The sequence below is a fragment of the Syntrophaceticus schinkii genome (genome assembly GCF_000946815.1).
GTDB lineage: Bacteria > Bacillota > DSM-12270 > Thermacetogeniales > Thermacetogeniaceae > Syntrophaceticus > Syntrophaceticus schinkii.
Genome location: NZ_CDRZ01000024.1, coordinates 1 through 16743 on the forward strand (window position 1 = coordinate 1; position 16743 = coordinate 16743).

Below are 16743 nucleotides of genomic sequence, written 5' to 3' on the forward strand. Positions count from 1 at the left end.
CATCTCGCACCATTTCGAAGCTCAATCCCTTCAACCTTGCGGCTTTCGGCCCGCTGTCTCGCCTGCCTACGCTTAAACATAGCTGTTACCAGCTATGCTCCAAGGCTGGCTACGGGTGGTTGGCTAAACCTTGCCCGGTGGGATTCCCACCCACTAAGTGTCACGACCTAGCTTGGTCGCTCCCGTCCCCAGTGCACTACGTCACTAACTCGAAATCGATCTCGCGGTCCTCGATGCTGGCCCGCACCAACTGGACCTTTACCTTGTCCCCTATCCGGTAAACCTTAGCGGTATGCTCACCTGTGAGGGTATAATTCTTTTCATCAAACAGATAGTAGTCATCAGCCATAGAAGAGACATGCACCAAACCCTCGATGCCGTTGGGCAGAGCCGCAAACATGCCGAAGTTGGTAATGCTCACGACAATTGCCGTAAAAACATCCCCCACGAAGCCTCTCATATACTCAACCTGTTTTAAATCCACTGTCTCCCGCTCCGCTTCCTCGGCGATCAACTCTCTCTCTGAGGTCTGCTCAGCATAATGGGGCATTAACCCTTCCAGTTTTTTTTGTTGTTTTGGATGCATATTGCTGTGTGCCAGTACACTCCAGAGCACGCGGTGTGTGATCAGATCCGAATAGCGGCGGATGGGTGCAGTAAAGTGAGTATAATACTGCACAGCCAAACCGAAATGCCCCAGTGGTTTTGGGTCATAGCGGGCGTGTTGGAGAGAGCGCAGCATCACTGTATGTACAACCAACTGCTCCGGGCGCCCCTCTGCTTTGTGCAGGATCTCCTGGAAGAAGCGCGGGTGTACACCCTTCCCTGTCGGAATATGAAAGCCAAAACCATGCAGGAATTCATTAAGTGCTTCCAATTTCTCAGTTTTTGGCTCCTCATGGACTCGATAGAGAAAAGGTACTTCTAGCTGTGAAAGATGACGTGCCACAGTTTCATTGGCGATCAGCATAAACTCCTCGATGATCTGTTCAGCAATGGTTCGCTCCAAAAGCAGAACATCAACCGGATGGCCCTCTTGATCTAATGTTACCTTGCTTTCAGGGAAATCAAAATCCAGAGCACCCCTTATCTTGCGCCTCCTGCGCAGCACCAGGCAGAGCTCTTGCATCTTCTGCAGGGTCAGGGTAAAGTCAGCATAGCGCTGGCAGAGTTCAGCATCATTGTCTTCCAGAATACGACGCACACCTGTATAGGACATCCTTTCATTTACACGGATTACTGAGGGGCCCACATCATAGCGGACCACATTCCCTTCATTATTGATCTCCATAAAAACGGAGATAGCCAGGCGGTCCTCCCCTGCATTTAGACTGCAGATCCCATTAGACAACCTTGGCGGAAGCATGGGAATAACCCGGTCAACCAGGTAAACACTGGTGCCCCTTTCAAAGGCTTCTTTGTCCAATTCGCTGTTTTCTTTTACATAAAAAGAGACATCAGCGATATGAACTCCCAGGCGATAGGTACCATTGGAGAGGGTTTCCAGGGAAACAGCGTCATCCAGATCCCTGGCATCCTCACTGTCGATGGTGATCATCGGTAGATCCCTGAGATCCCAGCGCCCTTCCTGGTCTTCCGGAGGTACTGTTAGAGAGATCCCTGCGGCTTCTTTAAGCACCCGGCGAGGAAACTCCTCTGGAAGGCCGTATTTTTTAACAATGGAAAGGATATCCACTCCGGGGTCCCCTGCCGCTCCGAAGCGCTCAATGATCTTTCCTTCAGGGTTCCTACGCAGCCCAGGATAGGACGTAATCTCCACCACCACTTTATCACCGCTGCGGGCACCCTTGGCACGGGCGCGGGGCACGAAAATATCTGTCCCCAGCCTCTTTTCATCAGGTATGACAAAACCAAACTGCCGGTTTGTTTCATCAAAAACCCCTACCACTGTGCTATTTGCCCTCTTTAAAACCCTTATTACTTCCCCTTCAGCCCGCTTCCCCTGCAGGCTGAAGCCCAGGGGCCTCACCACCACACGGTCATTGTGCATCGCCCCACCCATGTTTTCTCTGCTGATAAAGAAATCATCTCTTTCTACATCAGGGATGAAAAAGGCATAACCCTTAGGATGCCCCTGAATGGTGCCCACAAAGAGGTTCATTTTCTCCGGGATGCCATATCTGTTCTTGCGTGTCCTAATCACCTGTCCCTGCATTTCCATCTCTTGTAATAGGGATTCCAGAATCCCAGGATCACACTTAAACTGAGCAGCTAATTCCGCAAGGTTCAAGGGTTTGCTGGCAGACTGTAAACAGGACAAAACTTGGTTCTCTTGAACGGCGTCCTTGACAACTGCCGCCTTTTTACGCTTTTTCTGTTTCTTATCCATTTTCTTACCTCACTCTTTTATATAATCAATTCTAATATGCCCCGATACCAAAAACAACCACACTTTTTAACGAAAAGATCGCAGTTCTCCATTATAATTGTTTGCCTTGCCATTTTCAGTTGCCACCTACCCGAAAAACAGAAGTCTGAGGCCGGATGTCGGAAGTCGGAAATCCGGTTCTGTAACATGACCTGACTTCAGCCTTTGCTTTTATTATCCGCCTGTGGCTCCAAGGTGGCGCGGGTGTTCACCAGGTATAATAAAACCGGAACTGATGCATCACATTAAGATACTGTGTCTGGCAAAGTTCACACAGGTTGCTAGCCGTGGAGCATGTGGTGCCTAAAATCAAAAGTTAAATAAGTGGATAATCTGGTTGCGAAGCATCGTTACAATTGCAAAAAGAAAAAACCCCTTGTTCATCTAGGAACCGGGGTTTTTGTGTTTGGCATATTTACTCGATTATCGCAATCAGTAGAGTAATTATGAAAAACGCTGCAGCCAGACCCATAGAAATCTTATTGAGAAACTCATCAAGCCCTTTCTTTTTCCCCAAAATTGACTGAGCTCCACCGGCGATAGCCCCGGACAGTCCGGAGGCCCTTCCTGACTGCATCAGGATCGATGTAATAAGTCCAAGGCACACCAGCACCTCAAGAACAATCAAAATCGTCTTAAACAAACCGCAGTCTCCCCTTTTACTGGGTCTTCTTTGACCCCAAAGATACATCTATTGTAGCACTAGCAGGAACAAGTTGTAAAGGGGATGGTAAAGCAACATCACTATACCTGCATTGTCGGACCGCGTCACGGTCAACTGGAGTACTTTCGCCTCTTAAATTTCCAGACAAACAGTAAGCCAAGCAGAATACACATTGTACTGACAGCAACAAAAGCTATCCGCGCAGGCGTTATTCTGTTTATAATACCTTTTCTTTTGTCGGGGGCATCTTTATTCCCTTCAAAACCTTCCCTTCGGGCGCCCTGCATACCTGCGGGCATGTTCTTCATTCTATCGATCATATTCTCGTCCAAGCCCAATTCTTTGAGCTGAGATATCTGTTCATCTGACAATTCGCCGCCTGCGGCATTTTGCATGATCTCTCTGACCTTCGTCATCGTTTCCTGGTCCAGCATATTTCCTTGAGGCATATCATCAGGTCCTTGACCCTTACCAGCAGAATCTTCACCAAAGACTGCACCTCCACCAGGATCAAAATTTTTATCTGGTTTTCTAGCCCCGGGGAAACCTCCGGGTTCACCGCCAGGCAGAGGGGCTCTACTATGATCAGCCGTATCCTCTTGCCCAGGAACATGCACATCAAGCTCAACGGCATCACCTTGATTACGAGGATTCCCTGGCATGCCCCCTCCTTTTCCCCTCAGACCTCCCATTCCACCCAGCGCGCTTAAATCAATACCGCTGGCATCAATGTTGTTGGTCGTATTACTGCTCTGCTCTGCTGAAGTAGCCGGTTGTTCCCTGGATAATTGGGCACTGATACTCTGGGCACGCAGCTCAGCAAATTTCACCAAAACAGGAAGCGACTTTTCATATTCCTCATAGGTGTAGAAAGCTGTGGCATCATTTTGAACTGAGCTGTTAATTAGTCTGTCAAGCTGTTGTACCTTAGCTTCGAAAGTGCCGCTGCTGATATAGCTTTTTACCAGTTCATCTAAATATTTATGATACAACTCCTTGTATTCCGGCACTTCAAGCAGTTTGGCAATCAGAGGCCGGTCGCTCAAGTTCGTGTTGACCGGTGTATCTATGGGGTGGTTCACAGCTTGCTCAGCATCAGTGATCTGATGCCCGGCAAATGCCAGGTTAAAGTCCCAGGGCAAAATGGTGCACACCCCGTTTTCTTCATATAAGTAATAGTTGTGTTTCATGCTTCCGGTGTAGCTGTCGAAATTGACCAGAAATGTATTGACCGCAAAATAGCGCAGTATGGAATCAACATCCAAATGCTTTTCCAGATCAGTTCCATTATTCAGGTGCTCGATCATAGTAATGATCTTGTTAAAATCGCTATCAGTAACATCGTAGACAGCCATCTTTCTTATGCCTGCGTAGCTGCCGGCACTTTCCCCTGCCCATTTAAGATCAGCTCCGGCACCCTCCGGGCGATAAAGGTGTCCATTCAAGCTGCCGTAATTTCGCTGTACAAAGCTCTCCTCCATCGCCTCAACCGCCAGGTATAATCCCCACGGTTTGCCATTCACTTTGATATTGGTAAAAGCATACTCAGGTGTAACAACCCCCATGGACGCAAACATGTCATAGGCCAGGTACTCCTTCATATAAGTTTTGTCCATGATTATGTTATTTAAGGACAACTTATTTAAGCCGAAACAGGTTTGCCCTTCGATATAGGCGTCAAACTTGACCTTGAAGCTGAAGCGATCACTGTTATCATCCTGCGCAACCGTTCTCAAACTGGAATTCCCTTTAGGCCTGATCCCCACATTTTTGAAAATCATACCGTTAATGGTTATATCACAACATCGATACTCTTCCTGTGCGGCATTTTCTATGATCCAATCAAAATCCTCTTGTTTGATGTCAATATTGATCTCTGTTATTTGATCCTTATTGAAAATCTTACTGGTATATTCAGGTTCCGCTGTGACAGTACTGCCTGGTTTCGAACTGTAAAACATCAAAAAAACCCGTCCCCAGAACAGCGGCTATCATCAATAAAACTATAAGGACATTCAGGTATTTATTCTCGATCATCCTTTTCTCCAACATCAAGACATATACTCGCCATTGTAGCTTACCAGCACAGCATGATTTACGCCGACAATACAGCTGATCTCGTTTATAAATTTAGTAGACATATCTTTGAGCCTGATTTCAAGTGTCAATTCCACCCCATCTGCTGCAGAAACCGTCTTTGATTTCACCACATGTTTTTTGACCTTCTTGCTTACATAGTCCATAGCAGCCTTTTCACTGTCATCACCTGTACATTTTAAGACCAGTATATAAGGGTTATCTGAACTCTTTTGGTTAATAAACACAACCAAAATTATGCCAATGAACAAGGAGCCAAATACAGCCAGGGGGATTAGTCCTGCACCCAGTACGATACCGATGCTGATCGCCCAGAATAAGAATGCAATATCGAGCGGCTCTTTGATGGCGGAACGAAATCTTACGATCGATAATGCGCCGACCATACCCAGAGAGAGAATAACATTGGAGCTGATCGCCATAATGATCACAGTTGTGATCAGAGTCATGGACAGCAGGGAAACGCCAAAACTGGCGGAATACATCACACCCTTAAAGGTTTTTTTGTAAACCATAAAGATAAACAACCCTAATACAAAAGCCAGCCCAAGGGCGATAGCCATATCCAACGCCGAAAAGGATGTTACCTGATCCAAAAAATTGGATTTAAAGATGTCGTTAAAATTAAACTGGTTTGCTGGATTCACATTAATTACCTCCGTTTATTAACTTTTTAGCCGTACATCCGGCAGGCGGCATACTTGGAATACGAAGAACTGCGGCGCTGATTGGTTTGAATGATATCTCTGATCAACTCAGGCAAAAACTCATCAAACTTTACCTCTAAAATAACCTGACCCTTTTGGGTAATATCAACAGTAGGCAACTCCGGATCCAGGAAATTATTGGAGAAAAGGCCGCTTCGCACATTGCTGTCTATTGTAATTCTCACATTACCCGGTTGATAGATATAGGCTTCTCGAGAATAATCGACAACTGTTTTGGGGCACAAGAGCTGAGACTTAATCCGCGCATAGAGTTCTTGCAGTAACAGATCACCTGAAAAAAATAGCCAGTCAAAATCATTGTGCAGCAGTCTTACGCATTGTTCTTTGGTAACCTGAGTTTTTACTTTGGAACCCAATCCGTTTATTTTGCTTTTCTTTTCCAGTCTTATCAAGGACAGCTCGTTATTATAAAAACGCAGGCGAAATTTTTTCGCGCTTGCTGATCCCGTTAATTTTTTTCATTAGTTGCTGGTTATCAGGGGTGTCAAAATATAAACTTCGCACCTGATAGGTCCCATCACTTCCGGCATGGCTGTCTATGCGGGCTATCTGTTTCAGTCTGCTGCGCAAGGTTAAATAATCAGCGGTATTGATCAAGTATTTGACCTCGTGCCTTAATTTTGGCTGACCGATAGGGATTACCTCCTAACCTGATGCTATATCTATGATAAAATACATCCCTTAAATGAATCTTAAATTTAAAGATATTATTAAGGTTGGCATGGTAAGATGAGAGATGAGGGTAGCGGTTGCGGCAGTGTGGCAACAAGGATGTCAGTGTAGTTTCAATATAGCAACCGGATTATACTCTATTTACCACGATGGCCAGTGAACACTTCGTTTGCTATGTGTTGGTGTAAAAAGATCAGTGTAGTGAAGAGCAACAAAGGAGAGGGATTAAGATGAGACTGCTGCTCGTCGAAGATGAAAGACAGCTTTCTGAAGCCCTGACTGAGCTTCTTATTAAGAATAAATACTGCATCGATGCTGTTTACGATGGAGAAACCGGTCTCGACTATGCTTTGACGGGAAGGTATGATGTGATCGTGTTAGACATCATGCTGCCCAAGCTGAATGGACTAGACATGCTACAGCAGTTACGTGCCAATGGCATTTCAACACCGACGATCTTGCTAACCGCAAAAGGTGATGTAAAAGACAGGGTAACAGGTCTCGACTGTGGAGCAGATGATTATCTAGCAAAGCCATTTGCCGCGGAAGAATTATTGGCCAGAATCAGAGCTCTCTGCCGGCGTAAAGGGGAAATGATCATCGATGATACCTTGAATTTTGCAGATTTCCACCTTAATCTATCCTCATATGAACTGGAAGGGAAAAACGGCAGTGTGCGGCTTACTTTGAAGGAATTTGAGATATTAAGGCATTTTATGTACAAGCCCAATTGTGTGGTAACCAAAGACGAGCTGATCGAAAAGGTCTGGGGGTTTGGATTCTGAGGCTGATTACAACAACATTGAGGTATATATCTCATTTTTACGCAAAAAGATGATGCACACCGGTTCAAATGCAGCTATAACAACATTGCGGGGTATAGGCTACAAGCTGGAGGAATAAACGGTGTTTGATAAGCTTAAGAAGAAGTTTATAATCATCAATATGTCGCTGCTGACGATCGTTTTTATAGCTATTTTTTCTGTTATCTACATGTTAACAGCGATTACCGGGGAACGCCAAACTGAGCATGCACTCAATACTATCATGTTCGCACCGCCCCGCCCCACTCCTGATAACCCTGCCGCTGCAACCAGCATGATAGCTGAGCTGGACATAAATGACAATACTGTTCGGGCATTTTCATTTATGAATATCAGTCAGACATATATCAACAAGGCTATTGAAAAGGCTGTTCAAACCGAATCCTTATCAGGAAAAATCAGAATTGAAGATAATCATTATGCCTTTCTGAAACAAAAAACCCCCTTCGGAACAAAGATTGTATTTGTTGATCGAACTCCACAACACCGAACGCTGATCAATCTGCTGCTGATCTTTTTCCTGGTGGGCGGAATCAGTCTGGTGCTTCTCTTCTTAATCAGCCTTTATTTTGCCAACAAATCGATCCACCCCATCAAAGAGGTGTTTGAAAAACAAAAGCAGTTTATTGCTGATGCATCACATGAGCTTAGAACCCCGCTGACCGTAATAAAAACGAATTTGGCGTTAATAACTGCAAACAGCCAAGAAACCGTCAAAAGTCAGGCTAAATGGATAGAGTATATCTGCTCTCAAACCGACAGGATGTCCAACCTGGTCGATGAGCTGTTGGTCACAGCCAAATTGGATTATATGGAAACCAGGCCGTGTTTCTCTCGTTTTGATTTGAGTAAAACATTAACAGGCACACTTTTATCCTTTGATGCAGTGTTTTTCGAAAACAACATCAACCTGAACACCCAAATCCAAGCGGATCTTTTCCTGATAGGGGAGCAGATGAGCATTAAAAAAAGTGATCACCATCTTAATAGATAACGCCATCAAAAACACACCGCAAGATGGAAGTATTTCAGTGCAGCTACAAGGTGATAAAAACAAAATTGAATTGCGGGTTACCAATACAGGCCGGGGAATACCTGCCGAACATCTAGAAAAAGTATTTGAGCGGTTTTATCGTGTGGAGACATCCCGAGCCAGAGAAAACGGCGGGTATGGTTTAGGATTGGCTATCGCTAAATCGATCGTGGAACAACACAAGGGAAAAATATATGCCAGAAGCAATCCCGGGGTGGATACAACTTTTATTGTGGAATTACTGGTCCAGCCAAAAGCAGTGCTGGCATTAAAGCAAGCCTGGCAGAAGTAGAGGTCGGATGTCGGAGAAAAGATAACCTTGAATCAAGGGGGGGGGATCAAGGGGACGCAGTCTGGTGTGAAAAGTGCCAAACTGGGTTTAGACACCGTAATATGTGGGTTTATCTGTTGCGATACATACGATATATTGTTGTGTTCAGCTGAAATAAATAATTATTCACACAGTCTGCCGGTTCTTCTGATCCAAAAGTTGATCAAGGATAGGCAAAGCGTGACAAAAGGACCGTCCCCGCGTCACGCTTTTTTCACGACCAACCACTAACGACCATATACCGCTGCTTCAGCCAGGTCCTCTTCGATGCGCATCAGCTGGTTGTATTTAGCCACACGGTCGGTTCTGGAGGGTGCTCCGGTTTTGATCTGCCCTGCATTAATGGCCACAGCCAGGTCGGCGATGGTGGTATCCTCTGTTTCACCGGACCTGTGGGAGATAACCGCTGTGTAGCCGGCCTTCATAGCCATTTCCACTGTCTCCAGTGTTTCGGTCAGTGTCCCGATCTGGTTGACCTTGACGAGAATGGAGTTAGCCACACCCTCGCGGATCCCCCGCTCTAAGCGCTCCTTATTGGTGACAAAGATGTCATCCCCCACCAGCTGAATCTTTTTACCCAGGCGCTCAGTCAGCATGGCCCAGCCATCCCAGTCATCCTCAGCCAGGCCGTCCTCAATGGAAATCACCGGGTAGTCGGCGGTCAGCTTCTCGTAAAAAGCGATGGTTTCCTCTGTGGTCAAGGATTGTCCGGTGCTGCTGAAAAAGTACTTGCCGTCTTTATACAGCTCTGTAGCAGCAACATCCAAAGCCATAAAAACATCCTCTCCAGGCTCATATCCGGCTTTTCTGATGGCTTCCACAATTACATCCAGGGCCTCTTCATTTGATTTCAGGTCCGGGGCAAATCCGCCCTCATCACCCACAGCTGTGTTATAGCCCCTGCCTTTGAGGACGATGCGCAGGTTATGGAAAATTTCCGCTCCCATCCTGACCGCAGCCCGCATGCTTTCCGCTTTCCTGGGGATGACCATGAACTCCTGGATATCCACATTGTTGTCGGCATGCGCTCCCCCATTCAAGATGTTCATCATCGGTGTAGGCAAAAGGCGCGCCCCTACACCTCCTAAATAGCGGTAGAGGGGAAGCCCCACACTGTCAGCTGCGGCTTTGGCCACCGCCAGGGAAACGCCCAGAATGGCATTAGCTCCCAGTTTCTCTTTATGGGAGGTTCCATCAAGATTGATCATCACCTGATCCACCAGAATCTGATCCAGGGCATCCAACCCCAGCACCTGGGGTGCAATCAGATTTTCAACATTGTCAACAGCATTCAATACACCTTTACCCAGATAGCGACCCTGATCACCATCGCGCAGTTCAAGTACCTCATGCGCACCCGGTTGATGCCCCGGAGGGCACCGCGGCACTGCCGAAGCTTCCATCCTCCAGGTAAACATCGACTTCCACAGTTGGGTTTCCACGGGAATCCAGTATCTCCCGAGCAACAACATCAATAATCTCTGGCATCTTCAGCACCTGGTTTCCCCAAACCGAGAAATACAGCAGGGGAAAATCACAGGCTTACCTCCTTTGCAAAATAGTTGTTCTTGCTTCCTAATCTAATCGAGAATCAATGAGGCCCCGGTCATCTCAGAGGGCTTTGAAACTCCTAAAATGTCTAAGATAGTCGGGGCGATATCCTCCAGTGCACCACCCTCTTTAAGGTTTGCCCCCCGATAACTTTCCCCAACTAAAATAAAGGGCACAGGGTTAGTTGTATGAGCTGTATGAGGATCTTCACTGTCCTCCTCCAGCATCATCTCAGCATTCCCGTGGTCACCTGTGACAACAGCAGCTCCTTTCCGCTCCAGAACCGCATCCACCACCTGTTTCAGGCAGCGGTCCACAACTGTGACCGCTTTTATAGCAGCATCCAGCACACCTGTATGGCCAACCATATCCGGGTTGGCATAATTTAAAATGATGACATCATAATAATCTCTGCAGATCTCAGAGATCACCCGGTTCGTGGTTTCCGGGGCGCTCATCTCTGGCTGCAGATCATAGGTGGCCACCTTGGGTGAGGGGATCAAAACCCTGTCTTCCCCTGAATTTGGCTCTTCTATCCCCCCATTAAAAAAGAAGGTTACATGGGCATACTTTTCTGTCTCAGCTATCCGCAGCTGCTTCAAGCCACTGCCTGCCAAAACATCACCCAGTGTGTTTTGGTGAACTTGAGGAGGAAAGGCAACAGGAGCCGGAATTGTAGCATCGTACTGCGTCATACAGACAAAGTGAGCACCGGGATAGCCTCCCCTTCTGGAGAAACCCTCAAACTCCTGATCAACAAAGGCACGCGTGATCTCCCGGGCACGGTCTGCCCTGAAGTTGTAGAAAATAACCCCATCATCAGGCTGAACTCGGCCTATAGGATTTCCTCCTTGATCAATAACAACTTTGGGTACAACAAATTCATCTGTAACACCATCAGCATAGGATCTCTCCACAGCCTCTGATGGCTTTTGCACCCTTTCCCCTTCACCATAACAGATAGCATTAAACGCCTTCTCCAGCCGCTCCCATCTCTTGTCCCGGTCCATGGCATAGTATCTGCCGCTTACAGTAGCGATCTCACCGACACCCATCTCCCGGCACTTCTGCTCTACCTCTTTGATATAACCCAAACCACTGGTAGGAGGCACATCTCGGCCGTCCAGGAAGGCATGGATGTAAACCTTACCCAGTTTAAACCGGCGCGCCATCTCCAGGAGGGCATAAAGATGTGTCAGATGGCTGTGTACCCCGCCATCAGAGAGCAGTCCAAAAAGGTGCAGTGAGGTTCCCTTTTCTTTTACCTCCTGCACCATATCAATCAGAACCGGATTTTTGCAGAATTCTCCGGTTTTGATGGCCATGCTGATCCTGGTGATATCCTGGTAGACAACCCTGCCGGCTCCCATGTTCAGGTGGCCGACTTCTGAATTGCCCATCTGCCCCTCTGGAAGCCCCACCCTTTTCCCTGATGCCTGGAGAACTGTGTAAGGATAGCTTTGCTGCAGTTTTGTGAAATTCGGTGTTCTGGCCAGACGGATGGCATTTCCCCGCTGGTCAGGGGAAAGACCCCATCCGTCAAGAATAACCAGCAGAAGCGGGCTTTTCAAGCAGTTTTCCCCCTTAACTTCGCTGTAGTCTGAATGATTGCTGTAAATTTATCGATATCCAAACTTGCGCCGCCAACCAGTACCCCATCTATCATTTCTTCCTTCATAAAAGAGGATATAGATTCCGGTGATACACTGCCACCATAAAGAATGCGCATTATGGATGCGAACTCCTCTCCGTACATATCAGCAATTTCTTGGCGCAGAGCACTGATCACCTCCACCGCATCCTCCGCAGTTGCGGTTTTTCCGGTGCCGATGGCCCAGATCGGTTCATAGGCCACAACCAGGGCAAGAGGCTGGTTGAGCTCTAAACCCTCCAGACCTGCCCTCAGCTGCTTCCGGCAGTGTTCCACAGCCTGCCCTGCCTCCCGGGTAGCCAGGTCCTCTCCCAGACAGAAAATTGGACGCAGCCCACAGGTGATGGCAGCAGTCAGTTTCTTTCTGATGACCTCATCGTTTTCACCGAAGTGGCCGCGTCGCTCTGAATGGCCCAGGATCACATAGTGACAGCCCATCGCCTGGAGCATGGGCGCGGATACCTCCCCGGTAAAAGCACCTTTGGCTTCCCAGTGCATGTTCTGGGCACCCCAGCCGATCTCACTTCCCGCTAGCTTGCTGGCTACCGCAGCCAGAGCTGGGAAAGGAGGGCACACAATCACTTCCACACTGCCCCCCTGCTGATCAACACTTTCCCGCAGCAGTTTCACAAAATTACCGGCCTCAGCAGGTGTTTTATGCATCTTCCAGTTGCCTGCCACTAAAGGAGTTCTTTTATTTCCCACTGTTTCAAGTTCTCCTCTCTGAAAATTTTATTTCATCAGTACAGCCACTCCGGGCAGTTCCCGTCCCTCTAAAAACTCCAGGGAGGCGCCACCCCCGGTGGAAGCATGGGTAACCTGTCCACCCAGCCCATACTTCTCTAATACTGCCAAGGAATCCCCGCCCCCGACAACTGATATCAACCCCTCTTCACTCAAGGCCCGGGCTACCATCTCACTTCCATGGGCAAACTGATCCTCTTCAAAAACACCCATGGGGCCATTCCAGAAGGCGGTTTTTGCCTCTTTGATCAATTGAGCATAAAGATCAGCAGTGCGCGGTCCAATGTCCAGGGCACGCCAGCCCGAGGGGACACTTCCGGAGTCCACAACCTGTACTGGATCCTGATCTCCTGAGGCAATCACCAGGTCTACAGGCAGTTCCACCCGCACACCCCGTTCTGCAGCCATATCTAAGAACTTCCTGGCAAATTCCAGGTTTTGATCATCAACAAGGGAATCCCCCAGCTCAGAGCCTTTGGCTTTAAGAAAGGTGTTGGCCATACCCCCACCCAGGAGAATGGCATCAACCTTACCCACCAGGCTCTTCAAAACCCCAATTTTATCCGCAACCTTGGCACCTCCCAGCACCGCCAAAAAGGGACGATCCGGATCAGACAGAATACTCCCCAATGCCTTGATCTCTTTCTCCATCAAAAAACCCGCGGCTGCCGGAAGATAATCTGCCACCCCGGCAGTAGAGGCATGGGCACGGTGTGCGGTGCCGAAGGCATCATTGATATAAACTTCAGCAAAAGAGGCCAGCTCTTTGGCAAAGCCGGGGTCGTTTTTTTCCTCCTCCGGATGAAAGCGCAGGTTTTCCAGAAGCAGAACCTCACCCTCTTTTAATTCCTCAGCTGCTTTGGCTGCTTCAGGACCAATGCAGTCATTCACCTTTTTGATTTCTCTTCCCAGGAGTTCTCCTAACCGCCTGGCCACATCATCAAGGCGCAGTTTCTCCACAACCTTGCCCTTGGGCCGTCCCAGGTGGCTGATCAGGATCACCCTGGCTCCTTGCTCCAAAAGATATCTAATTGTGGTCAGTGTGGCTTTGATCCTGGTGTCATCCGCCACCTTCCCCTGGTCGTCTAAAGGGACATTAAAATCAACACGCACCAGCACCTTTTTCCCCTTGATTCATCGAGACCCCTCATGGTCTTCAGATCCAATTGACTACCCCACCTTTCCTCTTGGGTTTCAGGAGATCACCGGGACGGTTCTCCTGATCTCTTTTTTGCCAGATTCTACCTCCGCAATGAAAAGAATCGGAGCTATCTGTTTAAAATCCCTTGCCGGCAATGAAAAGCATAATTTCAGAATGTTGGTGAACCCGGTTTTTAAAACCCCTTTTCCGCAACGAAAAGGGCACAGTCAATAACCCGTACAGAGTAAGCCCATTCATTGTCATACCAGGCAAAGACCTTGGCCAGATTCCCACCCATGACCAGTGTGCAAGGGCCATCCACGATTGCTGAATGGGGGTCACCATTATAATCCCTGGAGACAAGGGGTATATCGGAATAGGCAAGGATCCCTTTGAGGTTACCCGCTGCTGCATCCTTAAAGGCCTGATTGATCTCCTCCGCTTCTGCTGACTTCTCCAGTTCTGTCACCAGATCCACCAGTGAAACATTGGGGGTTGGCACACGAACAGCGATCCCTGTCAGTTTACCTTTCAGTTCAGGCAGAACAAGAGCAACCGCTTTGGCAGCCCCGGTTGTTGTTGGGATCATCGACTGGGCAGCCGCCCTGGCGCGACGCAGGTCTTTGTGAGCGAGGTCCAAAACCCGCTGGTCATTTGTATAGGCATGTGTTGTTGTCATCACCCCGCGCTTGATGCCGAAATTATCATTCAACACCTTGGCTACAGGAGCCAGGCAGTTGGTGGTGCAGGAAGCATTGGAAATGATGTGGTGATTGGCAGGGTCATAATTATTTTCATTGACCCCCATCACTATTGTCAGATCCTCATTCTTGGCAGGGGCTGTAATAATCACTTTTTTTGCCCCGGCCTTGAGGTGAGCTGAGGCCTTTTCCTTATCCCTGAAGGCACCCGTCCCTTCGATAACAATGCTGACACCTAAATCACCCCAGGGTAATTGATGAGGGTCTTTTTCGGAAAAAACCTTGATCGGGTGGTCATCGACCACGATCTCGTTCTCTCTGGCTTCTACTGTGCCCTGAAATGTTCCGTGAACCGAATCATATTTAAAGAGATGAGCGTTTGTTTCTGCATCTGTCAGATCATTGACCGCCACAACATCGATCCCCTGATTTTTGAGGGCTGCACGTAAAACCAGCCTGCCGATCCTCCCGAAACCGTTAATTCCCACCTTTACTGCCATGAATAAACTCCTCCCTTCAAAATTAACAATCGATTTAATGTAGTTAGGCCCAATACTTATAGTATGTAAGGTATCCCTGTATTATATAGGCCCCTGCTATAAAGATCCCTTCCCAGCTAGATCCTGCTACAGAAATTGATTAAAATAGGCCTATATAATACGTTACATTTCAATTAAAATTATATACTATTTAATTGGCAATGCAACCCAGACCAACAAAAAAAAGGCGCAGAAGTGCGCCTGAAAGATCTATAGGAATTATAACAGCTGTGTTAATCAGCGATAGCGCTTCCGCTGCCGCATAGGAGGAATGCTAATCTCCTTTCTGTATTTTGCAATTGTCCTCCTGGCAATGTTGATCCCCTTGGCCTGAAGTAGTTCACAGAGCTGTTGATCACTATAGGGATCATATGGATCCTCATCGGTGATCATCTCCTTCAAGACCTGTTTGATGCTTTCCGCAGCCACCATCTTGCCCGCAGCGACATTCTCCACACCGCTGCTAAAAAAGAACTTGATCTCAAAAAGACCCTGTGGAGTCTGGATGTATTTATTGGCAGTGGCTCGACTCACTGTGGACTCATGCAGCTCTGCCATGTCAGCAATCTGCTTGAGGTTAAGCGGTTTCAAGTGCTTGATGCCCTTCTCCAAGAAATCCCACTGGTAATCTATGATACATTGGACAACCCTGTACAGGGTAAGCCTTCTCTGCTCGATGCTGCGGATCAGCCAGAGGGCTGATTTCATCTTGTTTTCAATAAATTCAACAGTTCCCTGGTCACAGGAAGTCTTCTTTTTGATCATCAGCTGATAATTATGGTTGATCATCAAGCGCGGTACAGCGATATCGTTGACGAGAATTACATACTCATCATTGATCTTCTCAACCACCACATCAGGTATGATATAGCGGTTTTCGCCAGGGCGGAAAAAGTTTCGAGCAGGTATGGGATCCAGTGATTTAATGATATCTGCCTGGTGCTGCACCTCTTGTACGGTTATATCCATAGATGTGGCGATTTTGAGCAGGTTGCCGTTGGCGAGATCAGCCAGGAAACAATGTATGATCTTCTCTAATACAGGGGTGCGCTGACCTTCCTGGTCCAGCTGAATCAAAAGGCATTCCTGTAGATCGCGCGCACCGACCCCTGAAGGATCAAAGGATTGAATTACATGTAAAATTCGTTCGATCTCCTGCATCTCGTACCCTGATACTTTCTGCACCTCTTCCAGGCTGATGTTCAAATAACCGCGGTCATTAATGTTTCCGATGAGAAATTCTCCTATCTCCACGTCTTCAGGGTCAGAGAGGGCAAGCCGTAGTTGGAAGGATAAGTGATCCTGCAGGCTGGTCGCCTGGGCAACAAAATGCTCCAAGCTGTAGTGTTCTCTTTCTTCATACCCTGCAGCCTGCTCAAAAGAGCGTTCAATTTGGCCGCATTCAGCAAGGTAATCACACCACTCCTCTGCAAAATCATCTTTTTCTTCTTTTGAAGATGGTGTTTCTTCATGTTCTTCTTCTGTCACCTCAAGAAGAGGGTTTTCTAGCATGGCATGTTCTACATACTGCGCCAGGTCCATCGCTGACAACTGTAGTACCATAATCGCCTGGCGCAATTCTGGAGTCATAATCAACTTTTGCGTCTGTTCCAGTTTCATTCCATAGCTCAAGCGCATCTGAAGCTACCCCCCTTTACACAGAAAAGTATTCTCTATT

The 16743-nt window shown here is 47.6% G+C and carries 15 protein-coding genes and 1 pseudogene; 4 read left to right on the forward strand and 12 right to left on the reverse strand.

Going from position 1 to position 16743, the window contains the following annotated elements:
- Window positions 1-196 precede the first annotated feature (196 nt).
- The 6 genes from rnr to SSCH_RS22195 all read right to left on the reverse strand — a co-directional run bounded on the left by rnr (window position 197) and on the right by SSCH_RS22195 (window position 6517).
- Window positions 197-2350 (reverse strand): ribonuclease R, encoded by a 2154-nt coding sequence (gene rnr / locus SSCH_RS02025; RefSeq protein ID WP_044664016.1) that lies wholly within the window; start codon window positions 2348-2350, stop codon window positions 197-199.
- 454 nt (window positions 2351-2804) lie between these two features.
- Entirely contained in the window at window positions 2805-3032 is a 228-nt protein-coding gene (gene secG / locus SSCH_RS02030; RefSeq protein ID WP_044664017.1) for a preprotein translocase subunit SecG, read from the reverse strand.
- Between the two features lie 131 nt (window positions 3033-3163).
- Window positions 3164-5014, reverse strand: a complete 1851-nt coding sequence (locus SSCH_RS02035) for a CotH kinase family protein (protein ID WP_198142100.1) — start codon at window positions 5012-5014, stop codon at window positions 3164-3166.
- 90 nt (window positions 5015-5104) lie between these two features.
- Entirely contained in the window at window positions 5105-5797 is a 693-nt protein-coding gene (locus SSCH_RS02040; protein WP_044664018.1) for a DUF4956 domain-containing protein, read from the reverse strand.
- A 26-nt stretch (window positions 5798-5823) separates the two neighbouring features.
- A complete protein-coding gene (locus tag SSCH_RS02045; RefSeq protein ID WP_198142107.1) occupies window positions 5824-6297 on the reverse strand; it encodes a polyphosphate polymerase domain-containing protein in 474 nt (157 codons plus the stop codon).
- A complete protein-coding gene (locus SSCH_RS22195; protein WP_456300444.1) occupies window positions 6284-6517 on the reverse strand; it encodes a VTC domain-containing protein in 234 nt (77 codons plus the stop codon). Before SSCH_RS22195 ends, SSCH_RS02045 begins: the two co-directional genes overlap by 14 nt.
- A gap of 263 nt (window positions 6518-6780) precedes the next feature.
- On the opposite strand from SSCH_RS22195, the gene SSCH_RS02050 reads away from it, so the two are divergent.
- The 4 genes from SSCH_RS02050 to SSCH_RS18705 are packed head-to-tail and all read left to right on the forward strand — an operon-like array spanning window position 6781 to window position 8699.
- Entirely contained in the window at window positions 6781-7335 is a 555-nt protein-coding gene (locus SSCH_RS02050) for a response regulator transcription factor (RefSeq protein ID WP_198142108.1), read from the forward strand.
- Window positions 7325-7453, forward strand: coding sequence for a winged helix-turn-helix domain-containing protein (locus SSCH_RS22200; RefSeq protein WP_198142102.1), 129 nt, complete (start codon window positions 7325-7327; stop codon window positions 7451-7453). The genes SSCH_RS02050 and SSCH_RS22200 overlap by 11 nt, the downstream gene beginning before the upstream one ends.
- Before the next feature lie 3 nt (window positions 7454-7456).
- Window positions 7457-8368, forward strand: coding sequence for a histidine kinase dimerization/phospho-acceptor domain-containing protein (locus tag SSCH_RS02055; protein WP_198142103.1), 912 nt, complete (start codon window positions 7457-7459; stop codon window positions 8366-8368).
- Window positions 8346-8699 (forward strand): sensor histidine kinase, encoded by a 354-nt coding sequence (locus SSCH_RS18705; RefSeq protein ID WP_198142104.1) that lies wholly within the window; start codon window positions 8346-8348, stop codon window positions 8697-8699. The genes SSCH_RS02055 and SSCH_RS18705 overlap by 23 nt, the downstream gene beginning before the upstream one ends.
- A gap of 266 nt (window positions 8700-8965) precedes the next feature.
- Here SSCH_RS18705 and eno read toward each other — a convergent pair.
- The 6 genes and pseudogenes from eno to rpoN form a co-directional block, all read right to left on the reverse strand.
- A pseudogene (eno, locus tag SSCH_RS02060) lies at window positions 8966-10226 on the reverse strand (phosphopyruvate hydratase).
- A gap of 92 nt (window positions 10227-10318) precedes the next feature.
- The gene (gene gpmI, locus SSCH_RS02065; protein ID WP_044664019.1) at window positions 10319-11860 is read right to left on the reverse strand and encodes a 2,3-bisphosphoglycerate-independent phosphoglycerate mutase; all 1542 of its coding nucleotides are present in this window, start codon (window positions 11858-11860) and stop codon (window positions 10319-10321) included.
- Window positions 11857-12645, reverse strand: coding sequence for a triose-phosphate isomerase (gene tpiA, locus SSCH_RS19795; protein ID WP_156972035.1), 789 nt, complete (start codon window positions 12643-12645; stop codon window positions 11857-11859). Before tpiA ends, gpmI begins: the two co-directional genes overlap by 4 nt.
- Before the next feature lie 27 nt (window positions 12646-12672).
- Window positions 12673-13803 (reverse strand): phosphoglycerate kinase, encoded by a 1131-nt coding sequence (locus SSCH_RS19800; protein ID WP_456300443.1) that lies wholly within the window; start codon window positions 13801-13803, stop codon window positions 12673-12675.
- 215 nt (window positions 13804-14018) lie between these two features.
- Entirely contained in the window at window positions 14019-15026 is a 1008-nt protein-coding gene (gap, locus tag SSCH_RS02080) for a type I glyceraldehyde-3-phosphate dehydrogenase (protein WP_044664021.1), read from the reverse strand.
- Between the two features lie 276 nt (window positions 15027-15302).
- Window positions 15303-16703, reverse strand: coding sequence for an RNA polymerase factor sigma-54 (gene rpoN / locus SSCH_RS02085; protein ID WP_044664022.1), 1401 nt, complete (start codon window positions 16701-16703; stop codon window positions 15303-15305).
- Between the last annotated feature and the right edge of the window lie 40 nt (window positions 16704-16743).